This window comes from Thiofilum flexile DSM 14609 (assembly GCF_000380185.1).
Classification (GTDB): Bacteria; Pseudomonadota; Gammaproteobacteria; order Thiotrichales; family Thiotrichaceae; genus Thiofilum; species Thiofilum flexile.
Genome location: NZ_KB904816.1, coordinates 1 through 26,839, shown reverse-complemented (window position 1 = coordinate 26,839; position 26,839 = coordinate 1). Strand labels below are relative to the sequence as shown.

General features: G+C 41.5%; 24 protein-coding genes. 13 read left to right on the top strand and 11 right to left on the bottom strand.

Translation table 11 applies throughout. The features are described 5' to 3' along the window. Positions 1-114 precede the first annotated feature (114 nt). The gene (locus A3IK_RS0116855) at positions 115-3,480 is read left to right on the top strand and encodes an STY4851/ECs_5259 family protein (RefSeq protein ID WP_020561145.1); all 3,366 of its coding nucleotides are present in this window, start codon (positions 115-117) and stop codon (positions 3,478-3,480) included. After that, entirely contained in the window at positions 3,480-9,698 is a 6,219-nt protein-coding gene (locus A3IK_RS0116850; protein ID WP_020561144.1) for a DEAD/DEAH box helicase, read from the top strand. The genes A3IK_RS0116855 and A3IK_RS0116850 overlap by 1 nt, the downstream gene beginning before the upstream one ends. Positions 9,699-9,791: 93 nt before the next feature. On the opposite strand, the gene A3IK_RS0116845 is transcribed toward A3IK_RS0116850, so the two are convergent. Beyond that, positions 9,792-10,250, bottom strand: a complete 459-nt coding sequence (locus A3IK_RS0116845) for a DsrE family protein (RefSeq protein WP_020561143.1) — start codon at positions 10,248-10,250, stop codon at positions 9,792-9,794. Between the two features lie 158 nt (positions 10,251-10,408). Here A3IK_RS0116845 and A3IK_RS0116840 point away from each other — a divergent pair, with 158 nt between their 5' ends. Next, on the top strand, positions 10,409-11,458 hold the full coding sequence (locus A3IK_RS0116840; protein WP_020561142.1) for a thioredoxin family protein: 1,050 nt from the start codon (positions 10,409-10,411) through the stop codon (positions 11,456-11,458). Positions 11,459-11,666: 208 nt separating this feature from the next. Here the strand turns inward: A3IK_RS0116840 and A3IK_RS0116835 are convergent, their stop codons facing one another. From A3IK_RS0116835 to A3IK_RS0116810, 6 genes are all read right to left on the bottom strand, one after another. Then, a complete protein-coding gene (locus A3IK_RS0116835) occupies positions 11,667-12,122 on the bottom strand; it encodes a tellurite resistance TerB family protein (RefSeq protein WP_020561141.1) in 456 nt (151 codons plus the stop codon). Between the two features lie 19 nt (positions 12,123-12,141). Beyond that, positions 12,142-13,182 carry a DUF475 domain-containing protein gene (locus A3IK_RS0116830; protein WP_020561140.1) on the bottom strand — a complete coding sequence of 347 codons (1,041 nt, stop codon included), beginning with the start codon at positions 13,180-13,182 and terminating at the stop codon, positions 12,142-12,144. Positions 13,183-13,268: 86 nt separating this feature from the next. Beyond that, positions 13,269-13,847, bottom strand: a complete 579-nt coding sequence (locus A3IK_RS0116825) for a TerD family protein (protein WP_020561139.1) — start codon at positions 13,845-13,847, stop codon at positions 13,269-13,271. Positions 13,848-13,879: 32 nt separating this feature from the next. Then, entirely contained in the window at positions 13,880-14,458 is a 579-nt protein-coding gene (locus A3IK_RS0116820; RefSeq protein ID WP_020561138.1) for a TerD family protein, read from the bottom strand. A gap of 47 nt (positions 14,459-14,505) precedes the next feature. Next, positions 14,506-15,750 (bottom strand): TerD family protein, encoded by a 1,245-nt coding sequence (locus A3IK_RS0116815; RefSeq protein WP_020561137.1) that lies wholly within the window; start codon positions 15,748-15,750, stop codon positions 14,506-14,508. Positions 15,751-15,760: 10 nt separating this feature from the next. Then, positions 15,761-16,357: a TerD family protein gene (locus A3IK_RS0116810; RefSeq protein ID WP_020561136.1), complete on the bottom strand. Its 597-nt coding sequence runs from the start codon at positions 16,355-16,357 to the stop codon at positions 15,761-15,763. A 449-nt stretch (positions 16,358-16,806) separates the two neighbouring features. Between A3IK_RS0116810 and A3IK_RS0116805 the strand changes: the two genes are divergently transcribed. Further along, positions 16,807-17,136, top strand: a complete 330-nt coding sequence (locus A3IK_RS0116805; RefSeq protein WP_020561135.1) for a hypothetical protein — start codon at positions 16,807-16,809, stop codon at positions 17,134-17,136. A 47-nt stretch (positions 17,137-17,183) separates the two neighbouring features. On the opposite strand, the gene A3IK_RS0116800 is transcribed toward A3IK_RS0116805, so the two are convergent. Next, positions 17,184-17,774 (bottom strand): hypothetical protein, encoded by a 591-nt coding sequence (locus tag A3IK_RS0116800; RefSeq protein WP_020561134.1) that lies wholly within the window; start codon positions 17,772-17,774, stop codon positions 17,184-17,186. A gap of 144 nt (positions 17,775-17,918) precedes the next feature. Here A3IK_RS0116800 and A3IK_RS0116795 point away from each other — a divergent pair, with 144 nt between their 5' ends. Together A3IK_RS0116795 and A3IK_RS20985 are read left to right on the top strand one after the other, a co-directional pair. Continuing rightward, entirely contained in the window at positions 17,919-18,416 is a 498-nt protein-coding gene (locus A3IK_RS0116795; protein WP_020561133.1) for a helix-turn-helix domain-containing protein, read from the top strand. Between the two features lie 11 nt (positions 18,417-18,427). Then, positions 18,428-18,829, top strand: a complete 402-nt coding sequence (locus tag A3IK_RS20985) for a transposase family protein (protein ID WP_083915765.1) — start codon at positions 18,428-18,430, stop codon at positions 18,827-18,829. On the opposite strand, the gene A3IK_RS0116790 is transcribed toward A3IK_RS20985, so the two are convergent. Together A3IK_RS0116790 and A3IK_RS0116785 are read right to left on the bottom strand one after the other, a co-directional pair. Continuing rightward, entirely contained in the window at positions 18,798-19,646 is an 849-nt protein-coding gene (locus A3IK_RS0116790; protein ID WP_020561132.1) for a hypothetical protein, read from the bottom strand. The genes A3IK_RS20985 and A3IK_RS0116790 overlap by 32 nt on opposite strands. A 572-nt stretch (positions 19,647-20,218) precedes the next feature. After that, positions 20,219-21,274: an ATP-grasp domain-containing protein gene (locus A3IK_RS0116785; protein ID WP_020561131.1), complete on the bottom strand. Its 1,056-nt coding sequence runs from the start codon at positions 21,272-21,274 to the stop codon at positions 20,219-20,221. Between the two features lie 63 nt (positions 21,275-21,337). On the opposite strand from A3IK_RS0116785, the gene dbpA reads away from it, so the two are divergent. After that, on the top strand, positions 21,338-22,717 hold the full coding sequence (gene dbpA / locus A3IK_RS0116780) for an ATP-dependent RNA helicase DbpA (protein ID WP_020561130.1): 1,380 nt from the start codon (positions 21,338-21,340) through the stop codon (positions 22,715-22,717). 69 nt (positions 22,718-22,786) lie between these two features. Here dbpA and A3IK_RS0116775 read toward each other — a convergent pair whose 3' ends face one another. Continuing rightward, complete coding sequence (locus A3IK_RS0116775) at positions 22,787-23,485, bottom strand: hypothetical protein (protein ID WP_020561129.1); 699 nt, start codon at positions 23,483-23,485, stop codon at positions 22,787-22,789. Between the two features lie 191 nt (positions 23,486-23,676). Between A3IK_RS0116775 and A3IK_RS0116770 the strand changes: the two genes are divergently transcribed. The 6 genes from A3IK_RS0116770 (at position 23,677) to A3IK_RS0116740 (ending at position 26,720) form a co-directional block, all read left to right on the top strand. Then, on the top strand, positions 23,677-24,048 hold the full coding sequence (locus A3IK_RS0116770; RefSeq protein ID WP_020561128.1) for a lysozyme inhibitor LprI family protein: 372 nt from the start codon (positions 23,677-23,679) through the stop codon (positions 24,046-24,048). Positions 24,049-24,092: 44 nt separating this feature from the next. Continuing rightward, positions 24,093-24,488 carry a nuclear transport factor 2 family protein gene (locus A3IK_RS0116765; RefSeq protein WP_020561127.1) on the top strand — a complete coding sequence of 132 codons (396 nt, stop codon included), beginning with the start codon at positions 24,093-24,095 and terminating at the stop codon, positions 24,486-24,488. A gap of 261 nt (positions 24,489-24,749) precedes the next feature. After that, positions 24,750-25,079, top strand: a complete 330-nt coding sequence (locus A3IK_RS0116755; RefSeq protein WP_020561125.1) for a DHCW motif cupin fold protein — start codon at positions 24,750-24,752, stop codon at positions 25,077-25,079. A gap of 370 nt (positions 25,080-25,449) precedes the next feature. Next, positions 25,450-25,995: a hypothetical protein gene (locus A3IK_RS0116750; RefSeq protein WP_020561124.1), complete on the top strand. Its 546-nt coding sequence runs from the start codon at positions 25,450-25,452 to the stop codon at positions 25,993-25,995. 31 nt (positions 25,996-26,026) lie between these two features. Further along, positions 26,027-26,227, top strand: coding sequence for a hypothetical protein (locus A3IK_RS0116745; protein WP_020561123.1), 201 nt, complete (start codon positions 26,027-26,029; stop codon positions 26,225-26,227). 28 nt (positions 26,228-26,255) lie between these two features. Further along, complete coding sequence (locus A3IK_RS0116740; RefSeq protein WP_020561122.1) at positions 26,256-26,720, top strand: hypothetical protein; 465 nt, start codon at positions 26,256-26,258, stop codon at positions 26,718-26,720. The last annotated feature ends 119 nt before the right edge of the window (positions 26,721-26,839 follow it).

Here is a 26,839-nt window from a genome sequence, read left to right as displayed (position 1 = left end):
TTTACAAATTATTTCAATGAGTAGTAGCTATTTTATACTTGCGGGCTAATTAGATTTTTAAGTTAATTAAATTTATACTTCGCTTTCTTTTGTGGGTGATAGCAGGATATTGTTATGGATAGGTCAAGCTGGTTAGCGGATTTTCTTTTTCCACGTGTACGAGCAACAGAACCAGATGGAAGACCACTATATGCTTATCGATGCTCTGAAAAAAAATATAACGAGCTAACAGAACTAGTTCGACAGGGGATTCTAACTGCTCAGAAGCGTGACCACGTATCTTATAATTTTCCAGCCCTATTTTGCTTATATGCCGCAGAGACATTCCATAGAGAGCATACTGAAGGTATATGGTCTTGGGATACAGTATTCAAACCGTTAGCGATTGATGAAAGCTATTATACAAAAGTAAGAGAGTGGGTGGAACAAGGGTTAAAAATATGGAAGAGACCTTTGATACGCTATCAAGCAGGTAAAAATGCTTTCCTTATTACCATTGCTTGTGAAGGAGGACTGCCTCTCAATCTATTGCATAAGCAAAATGCTAAACTGACGCAGTTTTTCCGCCTTGTTCTTGAGTACTATCATGCACAAAGATTTGGGGGAGTAAATGTAGCCGAGGAAATTGCCACGCAGTATTCACATCTACTGCCAAGTAGTTTAAGGCAAGAGGTTGTATTTAGATTGGCAGGTGAGCTGATCAATCAAGTGACAGTATTGCAACAAAAGGTAGGCGATGCTATTGATCCTGTTGCAGCATTAGATCGATTAGAGACCGAATGGCGTAAGCAACTACCACTTAATTTGGATGATAATGCTGCTAAAGCTCTTTTGGATGGGTTAGTTCGCCACTCTGGTGAGCTTATCAAAAAGGCAACTACCCGCGTGTTGTGGAAAGGGTATTTGCAACAATCCTTACAGGATTGGCAAGTATCGAAAGTGCTAGACTTTCCCGAAAAGCTTAGTAATGAGCAGGTAATTTCCCTACTAGCATCTACAGAATCATTACCGGTACCACGTTTCAGAATGGTGCTCCAAACACCAGAAGGTAGTGACACCGTGGCGTTGCTGACCTTACATCGACAACATGAATATACCTTTTATCGCCGTGAGTGGCTACACCGTGCTGGATGCGTGAGATTGGATGGCCATCGTGTTAGTCAGCATCATAAAATTTCGTTGAGCGCAGCAGATACCAGTTATGTGGTTTACATCCATAATGATGAACCGTGGGGTGATCTACCATGGGTATTCACAGGAGGAGAAAAAACTGGTAAATGGGAATGGCTAACTGAAGGCTCTGCTAAAACTAAGCAGGAAGTTGCCTTAGTAGCTGTGACTGATGATTTTTTCCCATCACGAGTGAATGGTGGGGAGATATTGATACTCGGCACAATTCCATCGGTGGGGCGCACTTTATACAGGGTTACAGGTGAGGCTAAATTCCTTTCATCAGCAGGTGATAATTATATTATCTGTTGCAAAGCTGACACAGATTTTGATGAGAGTTATAGATTTCACGGTAAAACCATAACAGAAGTATTAAATGAGCGCCCTGTGTTTTTTGGTCTTCCTAGTATTATGGCGTCTACCCCAACAGGACGAACATACCAACCTAAAGGAAAAGTACAATGGCGTCCGTTATATGAGACCGGTATATGGTACATGGGGGAGATGGAACGTCGTGGTAGAGTTTGGCTACGCTTTATTGATGAATCAGGAGCTGAACGTATTCGACGACAAGTGGACATTGTGCCCCGTTCATTTCTAATAACGCGCACGGTAGGCACTAATCTTACTTCTGGCAGTTATCGGTTTCAGGGTGTTTCTCATATCCATGTATTGGCCCCAACAGAGCCTATTGTGGAAACTCAGCTTATGGGAACTGTTATCCAGTTGTCCTGTCCTTCTATACAAGATACTAGCTTTGAGCCTATTCGACTGCGCCTTTCTTGGCCAAGGACGGAGGCATTTGAGATATTACTTCCCTATCCACAGCGTGGTGCAGTCTTCATGTTTGAAGGCAGAGTTTTACCTGCACACTCTGTTGTGCCATTAGGGCGTCTGGGTGGTTTGCAATTATTTATTCAGGATCAAATAGATAGTGGTATATTCACCCTAGATGTTAACTTAAAAGGTAGTAGTCTCGGTTTTAAACAAAAACTACCTCTCCTGCAAAACGGCAGCTTACAGTTTTTACTAGATAGTGAACGTGACAGAATTATTTCTTTACTAGCAAGTACTCACATAAGAGATATCTCTGTACAAATTCAGATTATTTCTGGTGGACAATGCCTAGCAACTGTCAACGTAGCTCGTTTCGACGTAGAAATGCAACCAGATCGAGAGCAATCCTGTGTAAGCATCAACACTGAATCCCTACAACGACTAGGTGATGGTTGGCAATCTCGTATCTATTTAGAAATGATTCCCCTCTGGAACCCTAACCATGAACCTATCCTTCTCACAAAAGTAGAAGGACCTCACTCGATTTGGAATATTCCTACTGACTTACCCCCAGGACCTTGGTGGATCATCGGGCGAGATGGCAACTGGGCACGGTTCCGTCCACTATTATGGACTGTCAGAAATCTTGAAGAGGAGACTGTCACTCCAACAGAGGAAGGTTCGTTACCCCTAGAAGTAATCATTAAAACTGCAGATGCGGACCAGCGTAAACAACATCTCAACAACTTGATACAAGCTTTGGGCAATAACCCTAAACACCCAGATTGGGAATTGATTACTGCTTACATAGGACTCTCCAGCGAATTTCCACCTAGTACACTGGATATATTAAATCATCTGATAAATCATCCTACAGCGCTTATTTTATTGTTGCTGAAATCTAATGAAGATGATTTCAATAAAGTATGGCCACTATCAGAGCAAATGCCATTCTCATGGAGCTTAATCCCAGCCAAGACATGGGCAAATGTCACTCACTTGTATTACGACACACTACGGAGCTCGTTAGCCGCTTTTGAGCGGGGAGAGCAAATGGTTGTTGGCCTATTCAATGAGTTTTATAAGCGAATGGCTGAGAATCGCCCCTCATGGCTTCCTTTAGGAGATTGGCTGCAAGAGTCTCTATTTCCCAAAGCACCTATTAAAGGAAATAGTCTACTTTGGGAGGCAAGGCTAAAAAGTGTTGATCAATTACAAGAAATGATTCGGCTACAAGAGGAGGATTTACAAAGACGACATGATGCTGATGAGCAATGGCCTACCAGCAATGAAGTGATGAAGTTAGTCTATAAGTTGGAAGAAAATCGCTCTTACCAACACTTGAGCTACGTTTTCCGATCTGTTCGCTGTGCTCCTTTCGTAGCAGCATACATTTGTCTCAATGAAATTGAACCACCTCCCCTGTTGGTATACGAACTGCGACTCATACGTGCCTTTGATTCAAAATGGTTCTTCGGAGCCTACAGTATTGCCCTTGCAATAGGGCTAGCTAAATTTCAGGAGAATTTTTAGTGAGTAAGCACCAACTCTTCTATACCACCTTAGCAGAACAACTAACCAATCGGGCAGGCCGTTCTGTTTTAGGCTTGACTGGGTTTCGTAACGATGCCTTGCGCAACTATCTTGATGAACAGTTTAAACAGAAGCCGGGGGCGGCAGGATCTTTGTTAGCTGATCCCGTGTTTGAGGCTACCTTTGGCTGGAAACAATCTGCACAACCCATGCGTGAATTAGGTGAACAATTACTCAATCCTCGATTATTGTCCGCACTGGATAAACCAGAAAAAAAACATACAACAGAAGATTACGCATTTCCACTAGAAAGACATCCATACCAACACCAACTGAAAGCTTGGAATACCTTGTTACAGGAAAATCCACGGCGCTCTGTTTTAGTGAGTAGCGGAACAGGATCTGGTAAGACAGAATGCTTTCTTGTACCGATTCTTAATGATTTGGTGAGTGAAGTTGAGCAGAAAAAGGACTCCTCTTTGACAGGTATTAGGGCACTCTTCCTTTACCCATTAAATGCCCTGATCAAAAGCCAGAAAGATCGTCTAGTGGCGTGGTCGGAACCGTTTGGTGGTAAGCTAAGATTTTGTCTCTATAATGGAGATACACCTGAAAACAATAAAAAAAGTGAATGGAAGTGCGAGGTCCCGACTCGTGACATTTTACGTAGCAATCCTCCCCCCATACTCGTTACGAACACTACCATGCTGGAGTACATGCTGGTACGAGATAAAGATCGGCCTATTATTGAGATGTCACAAGGGCAATTGCGTTGGATCGTCATTGATGAAGCTCATACCTATATGGGCTCTCAAGCTGCGGAGTTGACTTTGTTATTACGTCGGGTCATCCATTCTTTTGGATGCAAACCAGATGATGTACATTTTGTTGCGACCTCTGCCACCTTAGGTGATCAAAGCGAAGCATCCAAAAAACATTTAGCTAAATTTCTATCTGATATTGCTGGTGTCCCACTATCCCAAGTTACAGTAGTAACGGGAGAACGTATAGTACCAGAACTACCAAACAATCTACTAAGCCAGCAAAAGCAGCGCCCACCTTTGCAACAACTGTGGGAAATGTCGGAGAACGACAGGTTTGATGCTTTGGCAAGAGACCCTCTCATCCGTAAATTACGTGCTCAGTTGATAAAGGGAGCTAGTAAACTAAGTAACTTGACGAGATCTTTATATGGTGAGAGTCCAGCCGAAAGTGATTGGCATACCACCCTAGCATTATTAGATTGTTGTACACAGGCGAATAAAAAAATTGATGCAGAGCTTACTCCCTTTTTACCATTACGTGGACACTTCTTCCAACGCACACTGAATGGTATTTGGGCTTGCGCTAACAGCCATTGCCAAGGACGTGAAAACTCTCCTCTGAGTAGTGATAAGTGGCCATTTGGATCTGTCTTTCTAGAACGGCGGCAGCACTGCTTACACTGTAAAAGCCCTGTCTTTGAACTGGTGCAATGTAGCGAATGCGGCTCTGAGTATTTGGCAGCTGCCGAAGAGTTTAGCAAGGGCCAAGAGTGGTTGCGACCTCGTCAGTCACTTCAGAGTGAAGATGAATTTCAACAAGAGCTAGAAGTATTGGATGATGATGAGACAGAACCAACATCAACACAACATACTACAGCTCAGTTAAAGCGTTTACTGACTAGTAGTTACTTATCAACAAGGACTATATCGTTATCTTCAACTAATCAAGTTAATAGTACAGACAACGAAAATTTCACCGTTTATTTAACTGACGACAATAATGAATGCCCTTTCTGTTATACCAAGAGAGAGCTTTATGATACCCCTTTGTGTCGCTCTATTAGAGTTGGCGCACCATTTATGTTAGGTACAGCAATTCCAACACTACTTGAACCGCTATCTCCTATGAAAGGTAATGAGCCACGTCCGTTGGATGGTAGAAGATTGATCACCTTCACCGATAGCCGCCAAGGAACAGCACGTTTCGCTGCCAAATTACAGCAGGATAGTGAGAGGGATTATGTACGCAGCTTGATCTATCACACCCTAGCTTTCAAAGGTTCAGAAAATAATAGCACCTCAGCAATAAAGAAATTAAAATCTGAAATTCTAGAGCTAGAATCATTAAGTAAAAACTCCTCTATTATAAAAAATATATTGTCCGAAAAAAAATCCGAATTAAGAAAAAAAGAAAATCCAGCTTTGAATAAATTCTCTTGGATAGAAATGCGCAATAAACTAAAAGGAGAGGATGATTTCAATCGTTGGTTAATACCAAAACTTAAAAAGGATACATACGGGAATCTAACTGACAATGAGGTTTATGATTTTTGTTTAATTCGAGAATTTTTCCAGATTCCACGGCGACAATTTTCATTAGAAAATTTAGGGCTTGCACAACTCATCTATCCAGCAATTGATAATATTGATATTCCTATTATCATGAAACAAAAAAATATTTCTGCAGATATATGGAAACAGCTTCTTTATATGGCTGTTAACATAATTGTTAGAGGTAATAAATCTATTTCACTCCCATCTGAGTGGCTGAGATGGTTCGGTTATCCAGGTCAACCCAGCACTTTAGTGGAGTCCAATAAGAAGAAAACAAAGCCTACACAAAGATCATGGCCCTCTGCATATACCATGCAAGCAAGTAAAAATAGATTTATTCGGTTAGTATCTTTTTATTTCAAATTAGATTTAAATAAAAAAGAAGATCAGGCCAATATTGAGGAAATTCTATTAGAAACTTGGAGAGGTATATCTTCTTTACTTTCACCTAGCGAAGATGGATATAGGCTAGATTTAGAAAAAAACGCATACATTGCAGAGGTTCGTTCAGCTTGGTTTTGCCCAATAACACGACGATTACTGCCAGTTACCTTAAGTGGAATCCCCCTCTACTTACCAAAAAACCTCAATAATTCATTATTACTTACTTGTGAACAGGTAAGCATGCCTATCTTACCCTCACCATTTTGGCTAGATAGAGATACGAGTGCAGTAAATCAATGGTTAGAAACAGACGACTCTATTAAAAAATTACGAGAAATCGGAGCATGGATAAATATTAGTGATCGAGTTGCTCGCTTTAGCCGTTACTGGAGGGCAGCAGAGCACTCGGCACAAATATCAGGTAATGATTTAACCCGACGAGAAAATAGTTTCAAAAAAGGAGAAATCAATCTCTTGAGTTGCTCCACAACAATGGAGATGGGGGTTGATATTGGTGGCTTGAGTGCTGTTGCTATGAACAATGTACCACCTCATCCTGCTAATTTCTTGCAGCGTGCGGGACGTGCGGGACGACGAGGAGAAACCGCAGCAGTTAGTTTTACTTTGTGTAAGGCGACTCCACACGGAGAGGCTGTTTTCCATAATCCTCTCTGGCCTTTTAATACACAACTGGCTATGCCCAAAGTTGCTCTGCAAAGTGAACCCATTGTACAACGTCATATCAACTCCTTGGTATTATCTGAATTTTTGGCTGAGCGAACCAATAATGATGTAAATAAACTGACGCTAAAAAGTGGATGGTTTTTTGAAAGTGAATCTGAGGAAGTTTCTGCCGTATATGAGATTTTCAAGGAGTGGTGCAAACAGCAAGCGCATAAAAAATTATCCATTAATGCAGGACTGAGCAGTTTAACAAAGCACTCTGTATTACATGACCGTGAGGCCAACTATTTGTTGGAACGCTCTTGCGAAATGCTGGATAGAACAGCTAACCGATGGTTAGCTGATATTAATGCGTTGATCCAACAACGAGAGTTGGTTAAAACCAATAAAGGTGATAGCAAACCTGAGCAAACTATTGATCTACAATTAGATCGGTTGCGTGGTGAATATTTGCTCGGAGTGTTAGCAACATTTGGCTTCCTACCTGGTTATGGCTTCCCAACAAATATTGTTCCGTTGATCACTACTACAGCAGAAGATTTAGCACACAAGAAAAATACCAAGGATGATCGTGAAGATAATCGGGCAAAACGTGCAGGTTACCCAAGCCGCAACCTTACCGTTGCCATCCGAGATTATGCTCCTGGTACAGATACAGTACTAGATGGACGTGTATACCGTAGCCAAGGTGTGACCCTAAACTGGCAAGTACCTCCGGAAGCAGAAGCTGCACCTGAAATCCAGTCTCTACAATATGTCTGGCGCTGCCTCACCTGCAGCAATAATGGGATACGCCCCATCAAGCCTGATTGTTGCCCACATTGTGGCGAAACCGATACAAATGAGATAACAACCAGCCAATTTCTACAGCCAGCAGGGTTTGCCGTTGGAATACGGCATAAAGTGCACAACAATGTTACTACGCCACAATACATACCTGTACGTGATCCATTGATTTCATTGCGTCATGCTGACTGGATGTCATTGCCAAATCCGCAATTTGGGCGTTACCGCAGCAGCAACCAAGGGCATCTATTCCACCATTCTGATGGTCTATATGGGAAAGGTTATTCTGTGTGCCTAGTTTGTGGTTGGGCTGACTCTTCAATATTTGAAGACGGAAATATAAAGCGAGCTATCAGCTTGGAAAACCATAAACGCTTACGGGGAGGGAAAAATGATGACAAAGAAATAGCTTGCCCCGGCAATGACCGCGATTGGGCAATAAAAGATGGGTTATTACTGGGCATATCAACACAGACTGAAGTGTTTGAACTACAACTCCGAGACTCTCAAGGTAAAGGTATTAATAAAACTATCGCCTACACGTTGGCTGTAGCATTCAGGCGTGCCTTATGTATGGAGTTGGGTATTGAAGAGTCAGAGGTTGGTGCATTTGCTGCTCCAAGCAGGGATGTAGCAGATTTACCAACCCATTCTATTTACCTATATGACACAGCAACAGGTGGAGCTGGCTATTCCACACAAGCTGTAGGCTTTCTGGATACTCTGTTTGAACGAACATTCAAAGAAGTCTTGCTATGTCCACGAAAATGTGACAGCGCCTGCCAAGCCTGCCTGTTGACTTATGATACGCAACACCATATTGACCATTTGAACCGTCGTGTGGCAAATGATCTGCTGAAAGGTGGTTTGCTCGATTCAATAGCTTTACCCGAAGCCTTAAGGGTGTTTGGTACCGCAACAAAATTTGAATTGGAACCGCTGACCTTGGCCCTAAACCGTGAATGGCAACAACGTGACCTTAATGAAGTTAGGATTTACTTTGGGGGGGATATTTCCTTATGGGAACCCTTGGCCTGGCGATTAAAGCATGATCTGATCCGCCTACGAGAAGCTGGGACGCTCGTACGGCTCATGTTAGCTCCGATCATGCTCCAAAAACTTGAGGTTAGTCAAAAAGGTGAACTAAATGCGCTAGCCACCTTTATTGGTGCAGAAGTTTATGTGGGTGAAACAACAGCATCCAAACCTCTTATTGTGATGGAGGCAGGTGGTCAAAGCGAATGTGTCCGTTGGGCAGCTAGTAGCCCAGATGCACTCGCCCCAACCTCTGCATGGGGAGTCGCGGGTGATGCCAGTAATCAGTTTGTGTTTGTCAGAGTTCACATTCCCACAGTATTACCCGCCATTCCTCAAAGCTGGCAAAAAGTTAAATCTGATACTCTACATCCAACCATACCTGCTGGTACTAGCGAACTTGTCATTACGGATCAGTTTAACGGGGCAGCTACCTTGTTTGGTAAACAAGCATGGGAAACAATTTGTGAAAAAATCCCCACATTAGCAGAACAACTCACTAATGACCGACCCTTAGTAGAGATACGTTACTCTGACAGATATCTGCGCTCTCCTCTAATGTTGATGCTGCTCAACAGTTTGCTACAAGGTTTGAATAAATATGCAGGCGGTTTAGCAAAAGCAACCCGCATTACCGTCATAACCTCGCAACTAAATGATAACAAAGATGGGTACCCTAAATTCTTGTATCATGATTGGCCAGAAGATGGGGAACGTCGTCAAATTGCCGAACGCTTATTTAAGACCAACTTGCCACATTTTGAATGGTTATTGAAAGAGCATAGGCAACTGCCTCATGCTCGTGAATTGGAGTTGGTCTGGGCCAATTCACGATGGCTTATTCGTTTGGATCAAGGTGTTGGCTATTGGGGGGTACAACGTTATGTTCGTACAGACTTCCCTTTTAGTCAAACAATTCATGAACAAGTCAAATTCTTGCAAGATAAAGATTTTCAAATTGAGCAAGTAGATAAAAAACATCCTACTTACTGGTATTTTAAGCTGTGTTAGTTCAGAAAAGCCCACAAATACTATTTTGTGGGCTTTTCTGATGTGCTCAATCCCAAATTAAATATAAAATTTTACATAGATTACACACATTTATCATGGACTTAAATAACTCCAGCCCTGCTCCTGCCGCTCTATCAGCCGCGCCAGTCCGGTCTGGGTAAGCTCGACACCTTCAATAAGGGGCGGACGTTTACCATCACGTACTGCAATCATATCTAGGGTATTACCACAGGCCGTAAACACCACATTTTGCAGCATTAAACTCTCAATGCGTGCTTTAAATGCGGACTGCTCGGTCAAAAACCAAATACCCGCACCATAGGCAACCAGCTCAATTTCAATCTCATCCAGCCCATAGTGTTTTTGTAAATTCACAATATTAGACAGCACCTGATCTTGTAAATCCGTGTCATTTTTATTCATCTGAATGACCAAACGGTGGCTTTGTTGCACCGCTGTGCTTGATTCAGCAGCATAGCTCGGTGGCAAAAACGTACCCACCCCAACTAGTACAACTAGCAATAAACCAACACCTAATCCACGACTGAGCATCCTCATCCCTCTTCGAGCATAATTATTATTAGCAGGTGTAACAGAAACCCTTTAAGCTCACAAGCTAACACAAGATGGGCAAAGGTAACTGCTCCAGAAATACCCTGTTACCTTTGTTCAGATCCTGACCTAAACACTGTAATCGCAAAGGAGTTAGCATGAAATATCTTATTTGCACCTTACTATTATTCTTCACCCCTAGCTTATTCGCTGAAACTGCACCCGCACCTCCTCCTGCTACTAATACCACGACGGATACGCAAAGTGAGCATCCTAGTTGGTTTAAAAACTCCTTTTTAGATTTACCCGATGATGTTAAAGAGGCTACGGATCATAATAAACGGATTCTACTGTATTTTTATCAGGATGGTTGTCCTTATTGTGCTAAATTAAATCGTGATAATTTTGGCAATCCTGATCTAGCTAAGAAAATCCAACAGCATTTTGATGTTATTGCATTAAATATGTGGGGTGCCCGTGAGGTAACCGATCTAACCGGAACTGTACTCACTGAAAAATCACTTGCGACTAGTTTAAAAGTACAATACACCCCCACCTTATTGTTTTTAGATGAGCAGGGTAAAGTCGCATTACGGATTAATGGTTATTATAACCCAGACCAATTTAATTATGCCTTAGATTATGTTGCTGGAAAACACGAAAAAGAGAGTAATTTCCGTGAGTATTTAGAAAAAAAGGCACCTAATCCACAAAAGGCCGTGACTACGACCCCTTTTCAGACCTTAGCAGGTACACTCACCCCACCTCTTAAGTTACAAGACACCTTAAAAGCCAATGGTCGCCATCTATTACTCATCATTGAACAAGAAGATTGCTCTACCTCCTGTCAAGAATTGATTGCCACTTTACAACGTCCCGAAGTGGCTTATAGCTTAACTAACCTAGATGTAGCGTGGATTAAAGCAAATGATACCACGCTCATTCAAACACCTAGTGGTAAAAATATCCCTATTACTGATTGGATTAAGGATATAAATATTAAATACAACCCTAGTTTATTATTTTTTGACTCAGAGGGGAATTTAGTATTTGAAGTAGAAGCTTATTTAAAAGCCTTTCATATTCATGGCGCATTAGATTATGTAGCTAGTAGCGCCTATAAAACTCAGCCTGAATTTCAACGCTTTTTACAACAACGCCGTGAGGCTTTGCTCGCTAGAGGGATTAAAGTGGATTTAATGGATTAGTGATAAGTACTTGAGCCAAAGTAATCGAGTGTTTCTGGAGCAGTCTTGGCGGCAGGGATGCCGCCTTGTAGCGTACAAGGATGTATTCACAGCGGCTGCGGAAGAAATTCTCGATTACTTTGGTATATACCTACTGCCAATATATTTAAGCAAAAAAAAGCCTCGATAATACTATCGAGGCTTGATACTAGCTAATTTAGCTTAATGCTTATAAACCAAAATCATCGGTTGGCAAACCTAAATCACGGCATATTTCACGAATCATGTTTTTCTCATTTTCGTCAAAATCACCATCCGCCATACCAATCGCACAGCATACCCGCACCATTAGACGTGCTGCATCAGGTTTAGAACGTAATTTACCAATGACTTTTAACGCTTCTGCTTTACCAATTTCATGGTCGAATTCAAAATTATTAGCAATCTTATTGAAGTAATCAATAACGTCCTTAGTATCGAATACTTTTAATTCATCGGATTGCTGAATGAATTTCATCATTTTTTGCTTTTCAGCCGAATCAATCGAACCATCAGCAGCGGCTACTAGAGCACAGCCTGCGACACAGGCTTCCATAAATTCTTTATTTTTGAATTTGGCGATTTCAGTAGTGAGCATAGTGCGTGCTTCGGACGCTTTTTGCTTTAATGTATCTAAAAATGACATGATAGAAACTCCTAATTAGTTAAACAGAATGAGCTAATTGCTTTTTGTATGTTATCGAAGACCATACCGATAGTGCAATAAAACTTACACCAATCAATCCGGTAATAACCTCTGGAATGTGGAAGTGAATACTGAGCAGCATGATAATCGCCAAAGCGCCAATACCATAATGGGCACCATGCTCTAAATAAATATACTCATTTAAAGTACCTTTATGCACTAAATGCACCGTCATCGAACGCACAAACATGGCTCCAATGGCTAAGCCCAGCATAATAATAACGACATCATTCGTAATCGCAAAAGCGCCAATAACGCCATCAAACGAGAACGATGCATCTAATACTTCTAAATATAGGAAACCAGCAAGACCATTACGCTTTGCACCTTCAACTACCGCTTCACCTTCTTCTTTATCTTCGAAAAATACATCCAGACTACTCACTGCGATATATAAAATAACCCCACCTAAGCCTGCCATTAATACAGTTAGACGGGTTTCTGTGGGCATTGGCAAAAATTCTTGAATGAGGAATAAAGTGACTAATGCAATTAATACACTAATTACATCAAGCTTACCCAATGCACTCATTTTTTCTTCAAATGCTCCTAGCCAATGTACCTCTTTTTCATGATCAAACATAAAGGATAGAAATACTAGCAATAAGAACATGCCACCAAACGCGGCAATTCCTGCATGGCTGGCGGTTAGATATTGTGAATATTGTGCTGGGTTATTCAATGCCATATTAATGACTTCAAATACCCCTAATCCTGTTGCTACTGCAACAATCACAATAGGAAACACTAAACGCATACCAAAAACGGCAATTAAAATACCGATGGTTAAGAATATCTGTTGCCATCTTTCATCCATTTCTTGCAAAATGGAGGCATTTACGACCGCATTATCAAATGATAGACTGACTTCCATAATCCCTAGTACTAATACTAGGAAAATAGCCGTGAATACTCCCATAGGAGTAACAGCACCCCACCAGATTGCCAACCCCACACATAATATTGTGACGAGAATTGAATATTTAAAATCTTGAAACATAGCAGTTACTTAAATCCTTTAGCTTATAGAAAAACAGGCATCGAAGGGATGCCTGTTTTTCTAATAGTTATTTTTATTATTTATTACTAACCCAGATTAACGCCCATAGAGGCTGCCATTGCACCTAAGCCACCAGCAAAACCTTGCCCTACGGCTTTAAATTTCCACTCGGCATTATGGCGATAGACTTCACCGAATAACATCGCAGTTTCAACGCTTGCATCTTCAGATAGATCATAACGTGCAATTTCTTTATTATCCGCTTCATTCACGAGACGAATATAGGCATTTGATACTTGACCAAAGTTTTGTTTACGAGTATCGGCATCATAAATGGTGACCGAAAAAACAATTTTCTTTACATCAGCCGGCATAGTAGCAAGATTTAATTTTACTTGCTCATCATCACCCTCGCCTTCACCAGAACGATTATCGCCTAAATGCTCAACACTGCCATCCGGTGATTTTTTATTATTATAAAAAATGAAAGAAGCATCGGATAATACCTTACCATTTTCACCTAACATAAACACAGACGCATCTAAGTCAAATCCTGCACCATCGGTTTGACGGGTGTCCCAACCTAAACCAACAATTACATTTGTTAAGCCGGGTGCTTCTTTCGTTAAAGAAACATTACCACCTTTTTGTAAACTGACTGCCATTATTATATCCTCTTTATATACTTAAAATTAAACTAACCAATCATAATACCAAATTGGTCACACATGGCTTTTAAACCACCTGAATAACCTTGCCCTACTGCACGGAATTTCCATTCTGCATTGTGGCGATAGAGTTCACCAAAAACCATAGCGGTTTCGGTAGAATAATCTTCGGCTAAGTCGTAGCGCACAATTTCCGTTCCTGTCTGTTCATTGACAATACGAATAAAGGCATTAGCCACTTGACCGAAATTTTGTTTACGCGCCTCTGCATCGTGAATAGTGACCGTGAAAGCAATTTTTTGAATTTCGGCAGGGACTTTGCTTAAATCCACTTTAACCGCCTCATCATCGCCATCACCTTGTCCACTACGATTATCGCCGGTGTGCTCCACAGAACCATCGACTGATTTTAATTGGTTATAAAAAATAAAATCAGCATCACCACGTACTTTACCGGAAGCGGTAAGTAGAAACGCACTCGCATCTAAATCAAAACCTGAACCATCGGTCGATCTCTCATCCCAACCTAAACCCACAATAATTTTAGTTAAACTAGGATCGGTTTTACTCAGGGACAGATTGCCACCTTTTTGTAAACTTAAAGCCATAATGTCCTCCTTTAATGAATATCTATCATATTTTTTATGATCGCTATTTATTTGGAACCGGAAGTCCAGCGCAAACCCCAATGATAAGCTTTATCCATGTCCTGATGACCACGGAAATAGCGTACTTCACGGTTTACCTTTAAAGCACCATTGATATTTTCCAATAATACGGTCGCACACATACCTAGTGAGCTAGAGCCTTCGGTTAAACGAATTTCTAAGGGCGCTTCATTCGGTACATAAATCGTAACCACCCCATCGGTTTGTGCCCAATTCGGCACGCCTTCATAAATAAACGCATAAATCAAAATACGTTTGAAATGCGTCCAGTGCTTACCATTAATGCGTAGCCACTCGCCCTCTGTAATCGCTCCGGTACGATCATCCCCTTGTAATTCAATATAAGGGTCATGATTAAAGGAACCAAATCGATTACCCAAGGCTTGAATCGCACTCACCGTACCGTTTTGCAATTCATATAAACAGCCTACATCTAAATCAATTCCACCTGAGCGCGAACCGCCAAATAAGCCCCCTAATAAACCACCACTTTTTTTAGGCGCAGGTTGTCCGGCATTATCTCGATTCCAGTTGAGATTAATCTTGATTTCCCCAAAGCCTTCGGGCTTTTTATCTAAACTCACCGTTGGTTTAGATTTATCAAGGGTAATCTTGGTTAAAGAAATGGGTTTAGGAACAGGAGCTGGCTGGGGCACAGGCGCTGGAGCCGCTTTAGGTGTTACTGCAGGACTTGGAGCCGGATCACTGACTTCAATGCCAAAATGCTCGGCTAAAGGCTTTAAACCTCCGGCAAAGCCTTGGCCTACGGCACGATACTTCCATTGTCCTTGGCGTAAATAGAGTTCGCCCAAAATTAAGGCCGATTCTTTCATCCCATTCGCGGGTAGATTGCTATCAATGACGGCTTGTTGAGCGGCATTTTTTACCGTGACGGTTAGGGCTTGAAACGCGCCAAAGGTTTGGCGGTTTTCATAAATGGTGGCAGTAAAAGCGATTTTTTCAATGGTGCTGGGTAAAGTAGTAAGATTGACCTCAAATTCAGCACGTCCGGCTGAGCTGGTTTTTAGGGCAACCGCCCCATTTCCGGGGCGCGGTTGTCCATAAAATACCATGTCGTCATCGCCGCGTACTTTACCGGAAGCTGTGAGTAGAAACGCTGAAATATCGACCTCAACCCCACTGAGTTGTTGTGGGTTTAGGAGTACTTCAATCGTTAAGGCCTCTTTCGGTACAGGAGCATTTGCCCCTGCCACCAGTGATACGCTGGACATGGGCGTCTCCTTATAGAGCTGCCAATACAGCAGGCATCATGTCATTGGCAATCGCCCCCTGACTCGGCGCACCGACCGCTTTCATTTGCCAGCCATTACCCTCACGACTGACAATAGCCATGACTACACCAGTATGAGCGCCTTGCTCGGTGAGGTTATAACGGGCTAATTCGGTATCATTGGTGTCATCGACTAAACGGCAAAACGCATTACCGACCTCATTAAAGGTTTGACCCCGGAATGAGCACACGGTAAAGACCAGGTATTGCACATTGGCAGGTAAGCGGGTGAGATCAACGAAAATAGTTTCATCATCGCCATCCCCTGCTCCAGTCAAATTATCGCCGGAGTGGTTAATGGAACCATCACGGCTTTGTAATTGCCGAAACCATACCACATCCAGCAGATTTTTCTGGGCATCCAGCAGTAAGCAGGATGAATCCAGATCAATCTCATCTGAGCCACCGCCACCAAATAAACTACCCAAGAAGCCGGTTTTTTTTGCAGGTGCAGGATCCCAACCTAAGCCCATTTTGACCTTAGTTAAGCCACCACCATTGGATTTGGTCAAGGATACTCGTTGACCTTTAGTTAAACTGACTGCCATACATAACCTCCGCTCGCTGTTAATAACGTAATAACTGTTAATAGCTAATATTAGACGCATACTAAGCAATCGAACTCGGCTCTAGCAACCTCACACCAGTTTTCACAGGTTATTTGCTATGGGAGTGTTAGCAACATGACACAGAGCAACTTTAGCTAGCTTATGCTCATGATGTAGCTGATTAAAGTCCTCAAGGCATAACATCGAGCTGTGTGATACGGATGAGTAGTGACCTACTAGAACATCACAACAACGCTAGTTCTATTACAAAAAGTGAAATAGTTGAATTGAATAAGTTTCTTATTCAATAAAGAAATATTATTAATTTATAACTTAATTTTAACCTGCCCTTTATAAGAATAAGTAGTCCAGTTATCTATTTTAAATAAATAGTTAAAACTTAAAGTGCTAGTATAAAAAGAGAAAACAACTTAGGAAGTTTAGAAATCATGACCAGCATAAACCCCACATCTTATAAAAATCTCATTTCCTCTCAACGTTTTGATCCAAGTCTCATTTCCTCTCAACGTTTTGATCCAAGTCTCATTTCCTCTCAACGTTTTGATCCAAGTCTCATTTCCTCTCAACGTGAGGCTAAAGGTGTAGAACCTGTAATATTCATGGCTGCACCTGGCATTGATGATTTTACACTTCAGCCTGAATTCAAACTATCTGATGCCAATGTGAATCCAAAAAATTCAATTACATCCTCTAGTCAGCAAAATACGTTATTGATGCTAATAAATCAATTATTACAGTTAATTCATAAAAATTTATAGTTATATACAAACAGGGAAGCTATTGCTTCCCTGTTTTAATTAAATAATTAATTGTAATAGTAAAAACTTGTGGTGCTATTAGTAGCTTGAATTGCACTAATATTAACCGTATAAGGGCTATCTTCTGCGTAATGTATCATCATAGGTAACTGCCCCCATTTTGATATAAAATAACTTTGTGAGTATTTTCTAGCAGAGTGATCGCCATTCACATATTGGACTCTGGTTCCATTAGCTAAAGAATTATTAGCTGGCGCAGTACTATACCGGCTACCAGTTCTATTAGAATATCCACGATAAGTATAGCTTCCATCATTTACATAGGTAGTCCAATAATTATCCCCCAGCCCAATCCACATAGTATTTCCAGAATAAAATCCGCGCCATGCATAAGAATGACAATTATAATTAGGACTTGGATCAGTTATTCTAGTAGCATAGGGGAAGTAAGTTGCTACTATCCAATTACCTTGATCAATAGTAGCTTGACTAGGCGCTGTTGTCTTACACTCTCCCCATACTGTTGACCCATTAGGTGTATAAACATAACAGTTATAGCCAGCATAAACCAATGACTGAGATAATAAACCTAAAATAAATACTGTACTAGCAAGTACTATTTTTTTTGCTTTTTGCATGATATTACTCTCCTGACTAATAAGAAAACATTAGACATTATCTATAAACAAATATGATTGATTAGCATAAAAATCGATAGATAAATAGATCTCTATTTTATAAGATTAAGTCCTCCCCCTTACTCCCTAAAGAGTCCGTTGGCTATGGCTGATTATCATTATAGTGCCTTGAAAGTACATGAAAAAATACTCCTAGCGATGACCAGCCTTACGGTGAAGGAGTTTGAGTCTCTGCTCCCTGCCTTCAAACAGGCGTATGAGGCCGACTTACTAGCACGGGGGAAACGTGTGGATGAAACACGAGGGCGTTCTAAGGGTCAACTGGCGCTGATAGAGGATAAGCTATTGTTTATCTTGTTTTACCTCAAAACCTACCCATTGCAAGAGGTCTTAGCGTATTCGTTTGGTCTTCCCCAAAGTACGGCGCACCATTGGATCCAGCGTCTGAGTAGGGTCTTACGGGCGGCCTTAGCCGAGCAAGGTGAGTTGCCGGTACGCGTATCGGCTGAACTGGCGGAGCGGTTGGCTCGCGAGGGGACTCAAGTGTTGAGTATGGATGCTACGGAGCGTCGGCGGCAGCGCCCGCAGGATCCGGCGCTTCAGCGGGAGTATTATAGTGGTAAAAAAAAGGACATACCCTAAAAAATAACCTTGTGGTCGGGCTGGTAGATCGGCAGATTCAATATCTCAGTGCGACGCACGTTGGTAAGACACACGATAAGAAGGTCGTGGACAAGGAGCAGTTGAGCTTGCCACCCGACACGTGGATCACTCACGATTTAGGCTTTAAGGGATGCGAGTTAGGGGAGCGGGTGAAGGTCGTTCAGCCCTACAAAAAGCCGCCTAGAGGGGCACTGACGGAGGAGGAGAAGGCACATAATCGCTGGCTAGCCTCTATTCGAGTGACAGTCGAGCATGTGATCAGTGGTATCAAGCGCTGCCGCTGCGTCAAGGACGTGTATCGTAATACAACCCCCGGTTTTGAGGATCTGATCCTGCTGTTGGCGTGTGGATTACATAATTTTAGAACGGCTCACCGTCATCATGTCTATTAACAGGAAAGTTTATTTTTAATATATTATTTTTATAGATAATGTCTATTTGTGCTATATTAATAATTTCATTATTTATTAATGAATTAAATTGCCCACCTGTTTTTAAAAAACTCTTTGAGTCTTGTGTTAAATTATTTACAATATCAGGGCTCTTTTTAACCATCGCTCTCAGCAAAAGTAATGCATTGCTACCTTTGGCTATATCATCAAAATACTTTTCTTGGCTCACATCATTCATATCAACTAAGTTTTTATATGAAATATCAATCAGTTTTTTAATTTGACTATCAGTCAATTGATCCAAAACCTCATATTGACCAATAATATTGGTTAAATTTACTAACTTGATGATAACCTTATTCTTTTTATCTTCACTTAAATTAGAAGTACTCAATTTGTGATCAAACCGGCTATAGAATTTCAAAAGCTCCTTCGGAGCATCTTTTCTCGAATATAACTCCTGAACCATACTACTTGTTTTCACAAAAGTATCAATACCTTGCTGAGGTGAGTTAGAAGCCAGATACATAAATGCACCAGGATAAGAAACAGCCAATTTAATGAGTTTCTGGCTATTATACTTCTTTAAATCATCCTCCGAAACTTGGGTTGATTTTAATGCCTCATTGACATCTTTAGCCGCCCCTAGTTTTAATGGATCAGTCTTAATAGGATAGTCATCGATAGCAAGGTCATTAAGACTTTCTATCGATGCTGCTTCAACCTCTACAACTTCTTGATCCTGTGTAGCAGCATAACCAGCTATACTACTGGCAAAACAAACAGCAAAAACTAAAGCATTAGCTTTTTTCCTCATGGTCATCACCTCAAGAGTAAATAATTGAAATTACATTCACATGAAAAGTACCCTTATTAGTTACATCAGGTATATTCATATGTAAGTATACGAGTATATTTTTTATACTAAAAGTATTTTTTAAAAAATTTAAAATATTATTTTTCAAGTACAGAAATCACTAGGTAGGCATTAGTAACTCTTACAAGCTTATCACCATAAAGGGTACGATCTAGATAAGTTGACTTTATTAGTAAGGTAATCTCTGGATTATCACGACATAAGATTGATGACAAGCTAATGATAACTATATCATTTCATAAAGATAAAAATACTATAAGACTACACTTTAGCCTAAGCTCTACATGACCTAAATCGATACTTAAATTGAAATTTTACAGCATGGATAAGTCACTCAACTCATGGCGTTTTTTATAAGAAGTCCCCTTGGCAGACTAGGAAAGACTAGAAGTTCGAGGCCAAGGAGAAATAGATAGGCTTGTTATTTATATAACTAGATACCACCTCTGAACTAACAGAAGTATTTATTTAACTCTATGATTTTTCAGATTAGTTTGAGCTAATAAAGCCAATTAACTCTCTAAATCTTCTATCTCTACCGTCGTATCCTGATCATTTCTACCTAAAATCACTGGCATACTCATTTCCCCTACCCGTAAACCGTATTGCAGTGGAGCCATACTTAATGCTTTACCCTGCAGCGCTTGCACGACTAACTGTGCGAGATTCACCCCCGCTAAACAGGCCATGCCAAAACCGCCCGAAGGACGCGTATTGATCTCTAATAAACGCGGGCCATTAGCACCGAGTTTGAATTGAATATTAAAAATCCCATTGAGCTTAAAATGTTGGGTCAAGCGCTCTACCATGCCTTGAATCTCGGCATTATTATCAATTAATTGCCCTAACCCCGCGGCGAGTTTCCGGCGCTGAATGGCGCACAATAACTGCCCATTATCTCCGGCACAGTCCACGCTCCACTCGTACCCACGTAGGTTTTCCATCACGAGCATTTCAGGGAATTCGGGCGTATTCTCCATACCAGCTCGCAATTCACTCAAGGGAATTTCATACTCCACCCCTTTGACTAAATGGGTAATGCTATCGCGCTTAGTATCTAGCACCCGAAACCCTAAACCAAATACTGATACCGAAGGTTTAATGCATAAGCTTTTATGCTGTTGTGACAAGGTAGCAACGGCCTGATCAAATTCGGTTTTATTATGGACCGCGATATTGTCCATCACGAGGGCGACCTCAGGCGGTAAGGTACGATAAAAATCACCTTTGCGACCTAATAAGGCTAATACCTCAGGCTCTGCTACTAGCAACAGTTGTGTCCCTATTGCCGCGAATTTATCACGCTGTCCCCCCAAAAAACGCGCCTCTTTAGCCACCCAAAACACATCAATGGCCTGCTCTTCACAAAATTGCAAACACCACTTGAGGTACGCCTCCCCCATTAACCCCTTAGGCTCCACTGCATATTCATCTGCCACTAAAAAAGCCGGAGCCGCTGTATTGGTGTGGGTAACAATGGTGGTAATTGGCTCAATATCGACCGCTTGGCGTAAACACATTAATACTGAACTAATACTAGAAAAGGTTTTATTAAACCAAATACGCATGGAATCATCCTTTTTAACAATTTGCTGCTATTATAGCGCCCTTCATTAGCCCAGAGCCTGATTATGTCGTCCGCTTTTACCGCACTCCAGTTACCTACCCCCCAACTTGAAAACCTTGCCAGTCTCGGTTACAACACCATGACTCCGATTCAAGCCGAAGCACTGCCCCCCGCACTCAAAGGCTTCGATCTGATTGCTCAAGCCAAAACCGGCAGTGGTAAAACGGCGGTGTTTGCGCTCACTTTATTACACAAACTCGAAGCCCAGCAGTTTCATGTGCAAGGCTTAGTGCTCTGCCCAACCCGCGAATTAAGTACTCAAGTGGCTAATGAAATTCGCCGCTTAGCTAAACATTTACCCAATATTAAAGTCGTGACCTTATTTGGTGGGCAACCGCTGCCCCCTCAGGCCGCCTCCTTACAACATGGGGCGCATATTGTAGTCGGAACGCCGGGACGAATTCACGATCATTTAGGCAAAGGCACGTTAGATTTAAGGCGCGTGCATACGCTAGTGCTAGACGAAGCCGATCGTATGTTAGAAATGGGCTTTCAAGAAGATATTGATGCTATCCTGCACCATACCCCCAAAAATCGCCAAACCTTGCTCTTTTCAGCGACCTATCCCGATGATATTCGAGCGCTGAGTGCTGAATTTCAAAATCGCCCGATTGAGGTTAAAGTCGAGTCCGTCCATACCGCTCAGGTGATCGAACAACGCTCCTTTATTTGTAGCAAAGAGCAGCGTTTAGAGGCTTTAGAGCACGTATTACACGCCTTTCAGCCACGTTCTGCCGTGATTTTCTGCAATATGAAAGTCGGGGTGCGCGAAGTGACTGAGTATTTAAAACAAGCCGGTTTCAGTATCAGAGCCTTACACGGTGAACTCGAACAACGTGAACGTGATGAGGTTCTGATTCAATTCAAACACCAAAGTTGTCAATTATTAGTCGCCACCGATGTGGCTGCACGCGGGTTAGATATTGAAGATTTGCCGTGTGTGATTAATTACGAATTACCGCAAAATCCGGATGTCTATATTCACCGTATTGGACGCACCGGACGCGCCGGACGGGAAGGTTTAGCCCTTAATCTATTAACCGAAAGCGAACGTGTTAAATTAATTGATTTAGAAGAATTACAAAATACGCCCTTAGAAACCGAGTCTATTCACGCTCTAGAACATAAACCCACCAAGCCTATGGCAGCTCCTTTTGTGACCCTCTGTATTTTAGGCGGACGTAAAGATAAATTACGCGCAGGCGATATATTAGGGGCACTCACCGGAGAAAAGGGCATTGATGGTAAGGCGGTGGGGAAAATTGATATTTTAGATCAAACGGCTTATGTAGCGATTGCCCGCCCTTTAGCTAAAGCGGCCTTAAATCAATTGAGCCAAAGCAAGATTAAAGGAAAGAAATATCGGGTTTGGCAATTAAACTAGATAAACCTTATAGGCTAGCACATTACAAGGTGGCAACTTTTGCCACCCTGTTTGCTTTACAAGACTAGATTATTTTAATAAAACCGAATTTGATACGACTCTTTGCTCTCCTACTTTGATCATAAGATTGGGGTTTTTACTAGCTTTATAAATAGTATTTAGCCCCACATATTGAATAGATTTTAGTGGACTATCTAACTTAAAATAATCGGCTAAACAGTGAAACGTTACATTATCTTGTTGAGTAGGTATTTTTAGATAATCCTCTTTAGTAAAGGCCTTACGCATATCTAAAGGCCCATTATAGTTATAGGGCTTGCCAGTCGACAGCAGTATAAAGTTCGGTATGGGTCTAGCGCCTTGTTGTGGTACTTGTATGCGGGTTATATAAATATCATGCTTACTAGTATTCGTTAAAACCAAAGCTACACAGACTTTTTGTTTTTCTAGCAGGATCAACTTTGCTTTAAGGGGGTTATTTAAAGCAATACTCCTATCTTCAAATACAATAGGATTGAATGAGCTAGGACCTAGTGAGCCGGGGAACTCAATAACTCTGAGGGGATTAATAACAGCACCATTTGAACGTAAGTATTTAGCATACTCACTAGTAGGAGGTATTACTTTTATACGAGGAATTTTTCCTCTTTCCCGTTGTAGCCAATTTTTAAATGGATTACATAGTTTAGGTGCATTACTCTTACACTCATCACCAACAGCCCAAGGTGAAAATAATAATAGTGCCGCCAATAAAATAATTTTAATCATATCGATACTTAGCCCCTTTTATAACTTATTGAGGCTAACATTATAGCAGAAAGATAACTTTCGTGGAATACAACTAAATTCTTATAAAAATCTTAAGCGATATCTGAATAAAATAACTAGGTAAATTTTCTTGAGTTATTTACGAACAGTAAAAATACTAGTAATATTAAATTTTAGCCGGGAGAATGAAAATGAAACTACTCTTAACGCTTAGCACATTTCTGTTTGCAACCTCAGCCTTTGCTAATTCCGCTTGTGATATTCCCAAAAATGACTTTGATGGCCTGTATTGCCTGAACAAGGTCTATCAAGAGGCGGATGCCGAGTTAAACGTGAACTATAAAAAATTGATTGCCAAGCTGGATGCCAAAGGTAGCTCGGCTTTAAAGAAAGGCCAACGGGCATGGATAGAAGAGCGCAATTCCAGTTGTAGCCGACGTGATAGCGACGGTTTTTTTATAAATTTAGATTGTGCCACCAGAGTCACAATTAGCCGCGCACAGTTCCTGCAAGATCGTTATCGAGAGTGTGTTAGCTCTGGTTGTCAAAATAGCAAGCTATAACCTAATCCACTACCCATTTTAGTTCTCTCGAAGGGAAATGAAGTATGTCAAAGCTTAATATCGTCGTTAAATTTCTTCGGGTTCTCTCAGAGGGAGGTTCACCCGAATCATTACGCGAGTTTTATCACCCACAAGCCATACAAACAGAGTTTCCCAATCTCCTGACCAAAGTGAAAGTTGATCGCAACACAGAGGAATTAATCACTGCGGCTGAACAAGGGAAAAAGGTTCTAACTAGCCAACACTATGAGATTCTAAAATCCTATGAGTTTGGTAATGTGGTCGTGATAGAAGCCGCTTGGACAGGTGTTTTAGCTATCCCCATAGGGAAAAAGGTGGCAGGTGATACGATGTCAGCTCAGTTTGCACAGTTCTATGAGTTTGAAGACGATTTGATTTTGAAACAAAGGAATTATGATTGCTTTGAAAATTTTATTTGATTTGGCATGGATTTTCTTAAAATCACTCGGTTAATTATCAAGATTTAAGTATTACACATCAAAGGAATCACAAATGATTGTTGTTTACGGTATTAGAGAGCGATTAAATCCCATTAAGGCTCAGCTATCAGAGGTTATTCACTTGTGCATGATGTCTGTGCTGGGTATGCCCGAAGACAAGCGAGCGTAACTGGTGACGAGGCTAATGACCTTAAGTACAAAGTCAATGTATAGACATTAAGTCACAAGGAAGATACAGATATGAAAATCAACCAATTGCCCTTTGGTACAACCGATTGGGCAAAAATCACCCCAACTGAGCACAAAGGAGAAAGTGGTGTTGCGTATTGGCGCACCTGCCAGTTCGGTGAAATACGGGTCAGAATGGTCGAGTATTCGGCAGGCTATGTAGCAGATCATTGGTGTTCAAAGGGTCATATTTTGCTCTGTCTCGAAGGTGAATTACACACCGAACTTAAAGATGGGCGCACATTTATTCTTCGACCCGGCATGAGCTATCAAGTAGCTGATAATGCCGAACCGCATCGGTCATCAACCCAGCAAGGTGCTAAGCTTTTCGTTATTGATTGAGGAAAAGACCAGACAATATCTCCGAACAGGCAGAGTCAAGTCTTTAAACCTATGTCTGTCAGATTAAGTTTGAGTTAGTACACCAAAAATTATTGCAACATGACTTGGGTATACATGCCCATAAAGTCAGAACCCACACTACCATCCTCAGCTTCCATACGTGAGTAAAACTTTACACACGCTTGATTTTAGCCCTAAAAATATCGACTGATAAACGCTAAGTTTTTAAGTTTTAGCGCATCTTTTATGCTCAAATTTCGTCTATTTTTCGTAACTATTTCAGGACAAAAAATCGTCTGCTTAGCCATACTAAAACCTCAAATACCAGCAGTACTTAATGCTAATTAGCAACGTTTCTAGGAGAGCAATTATGCGTACACTTGTTCTGACTGCCGCCTCTCTATTGCTTACACAGACCGTTTTAGCGGGTAATCCCGAAGATTGGGTTATTCGGGGCAATGGGCCGATTATAGATGGACAACGTTTCAGTTTATGTAGCCTCGATCAAAAAGGTTGCCTACGCTACAAAGATCGCGATGGTGTCAATCTCACTTGGACTAGTGAGCCGAATAACTTTGCACGCATTGAGCGACCTCAGGGCGGTGACCAGCCGTTAAAGTGTAATGAGCCGTTTGCCCTGTTCATTGAAAAAGAATACCTGATTAATGAGCGGCAAAACTTTGGTATTGACCTATCCACACGTACCCGCAATAGCGGTTTTTATATTTGGCACTTTGGATGTACTAATGGTCAAGTTCAACTCAATGAGCCTATGACACTTAGTAATAATGTCGGCACGATTGTAGGTTGCAGGCGGGCATATGGTGTCAACTTATGTTGGACGGGTGATGTTTTGAGCCTGCCACTCCCAGCAGGCAATGTGCGTATTGCGGACAAAAAGAAACTGGGATTTTAAACCATTTTCACCTTACTAGGAGCTTATTATTATGAAACTCATCACTATACTTAGTGCCTGTGTTATTAGCCTAACCTTAGCTATGCCCACTGTGGCGCAAAAAGCTACCACGCCACCCCCAACACCTAAACCTCCTGTGGTACAACCACCTGTTCAGCCTCCCACTCCAACGCCGCCCACTAAACCTAAACCACCTAAATGCCCTAAAGAAATCGTGTGTGATCCGCTTTAGGAACCCAGTTTATCTTAGGAGTATGGCTATGAAAGTCGCTTTATTACTATTGCTAGGCCTACTGAATGCCTCAACCTGTGTGCAGGCTGAGAGCACTATGAATACCCCTATTCCTATTGATGGCAGTTGGAATAATGGCTCCGAGCAAATTACCCAAAGCAAGACGCACCTAACGGTTTACGTAGATCATAAACGGCGTGGGCCTTTTCGGGGTAGGTTTTACAAATTTCAGGATGGCGAGCAGCTGATTTTTGTTGATTTTACCGATGATACAGGGTGTTGTACTGGACGCATTAATACCAGTGGTAAAACCATTGTATGGAGCAATAATAGTACGTGGACCAAAGACACTGTAGCAGCAACCTTTCCATTACACCCTATAACGATCGTACCGCCACGCCTTAATCCTGTTAACCCTCCAACACCTGTAGTACCGCCGCGTCCAGTAGAGGTTATTCCGCCCCCAGGGCAATCGCTTGAATCAAGTTATTGATTAAATTGAGATAGTTAAAAAGTCAAAAGTAAATTTTTCATGGAAAATTGCTCTGATTACTATCTCCCATTATGCTTAACTTCTGAAATATCATAGATTTACTTCAAGCGATTGCCCTG

Coding starts and splice junctions, on each gene's coding strand:
- A3IK_RS0116855 (WP_020561145.1), top strand. CDS start 115: ATGGATAGGTCAAGCTGGTTAGCGGATTTTCTTTTTCCACGTGTACGA.
- A3IK_RS0116845 (WP_020561143.1), bottom strand. CDS start 10,250: ATGCTCAGTCGTGGATTAGGTGTTGGTTTATTGCTAGTTGTACTAGTT.
- A3IK_RS0116840 (WP_020561142.1), top strand. CDS start 10,409: ATGAAATATCTTATTTGCACCTTACTATTATTCTTCACCCCTAGCTTA.
- A3IK_RS0116835 (WP_020561141.1), bottom strand. CDS start 12,122: ATGTCATTTTTAGATACATTAAAGCAAAAAGCGTCCGAAGCACGCACT.
- A3IK_RS0116830 (WP_020561140.1), bottom strand. CDS start 13,182: ATGTTTCAAGATTTTAAATATTCAATTCTCGTCACAATATTATGTGTG.
- A3IK_RS0116825 (WP_020561139.1), bottom strand. CDS start 13,847: ATGGCAGTCAGTTTACAAAAAGGTGGTAATGTTTCTTTAACGAAAGAA.
- A3IK_RS0116820 (WP_020561138.1), bottom strand. CDS start 14,458: ATGGCTTTAAGTTTACAAAAAGGTGGCAATCTGTCCCTGAGTAAAACC.
- A3IK_RS0116815 (WP_020561137.1), bottom strand. CDS start 15,750: ATGTCCAGCGTATCACTGGTGGCAGGGGCAAATGCTCCTGTACCGAAA.
- A3IK_RS0116810 (WP_020561136.1), bottom strand. CDS start 16,357: ATGGCAGTCAGTTTAACTAAAGGTCAACGAGTATCCTTGACCAAATCC.
- A3IK_RS0116805 (WP_020561135.1), top strand. CDS start 16,807: ATGACCAGCATAAACCCCACATCTTATAAAAATCTCATTTCCTCTCAA.
- A3IK_RS0116800 (WP_020561134.1), bottom strand. CDS start 17,774: ATGCAAAAAGCAAAAAAAATAGTACTTGCTAGTACAGTATTTATTTTA.
- A3IK_RS0116795 (WP_020561133.1), top strand. CDS start 17,919: ATGGCTGATTATCATTATAGTGCCTTGAAAGTACATGAAAAAATACTC.
- A3IK_RS0116790 (WP_020561132.1), bottom strand. CDS start 19,646: ATGAGGAAAAAAGCTAATGCTTTAGTTTTTGCTGTTTGTTTTGCCAGT.
- A3IK_RS0116785 (WP_020561131.1), bottom strand. CDS start 21,274: ATGCGTATTTGGTTTAATAAAACCTTTTCTAGTATTAGTTCAGTATTA.
- dbpA (WP_020561130.1), top strand. CDS start 21,338: ATGTCGTCCGCTTTTACCGCACTCCAGTTACCTACCCCCCAACTTGAA.
- A3IK_RS0116775 (WP_020561129.1), bottom strand. CDS start 23,485: ATGATTAAAATTATTTTATTGGCGGCACTATTATTATTTTCACCTTGG.
- A3IK_RS0116770 (WP_020561128.1), top strand. CDS start 23,677: ATGAAACTACTCTTAACGCTTAGCACATTTCTGTTTGCAACCTCAGCC.
- A3IK_RS0116765 (WP_020561127.1), top strand. CDS start 24,093: ATGTCAAAGCTTAATATCGTCGTTAAATTTCTTCGGGTTCTCTCAGAG.
- A3IK_RS0116755 (WP_020561125.1), top strand. CDS start 24,750: ATGAAAATCAACCAATTGCCCTTTGGTACAACCGATTGGGCAAAAATC.
- A3IK_RS0116750 (WP_020561124.1), top strand. CDS start 25,450: ATGCGTACACTTGTTCTGACTGCCGCCTCTCTATTGCTTACACAGACC.
- A3IK_RS0116745 (WP_020561123.1), top strand. CDS start 26,027: ATGAAACTCATCACTATACTTAGTGCCTGTGTTATTAGCCTAACCTTA.
- A3IK_RS0116740 (WP_020561122.1), top strand. CDS start 26,256: ATGAAAGTCGCTTTATTACTATTGCTAGGCCTACTGAATGCCTCAACC.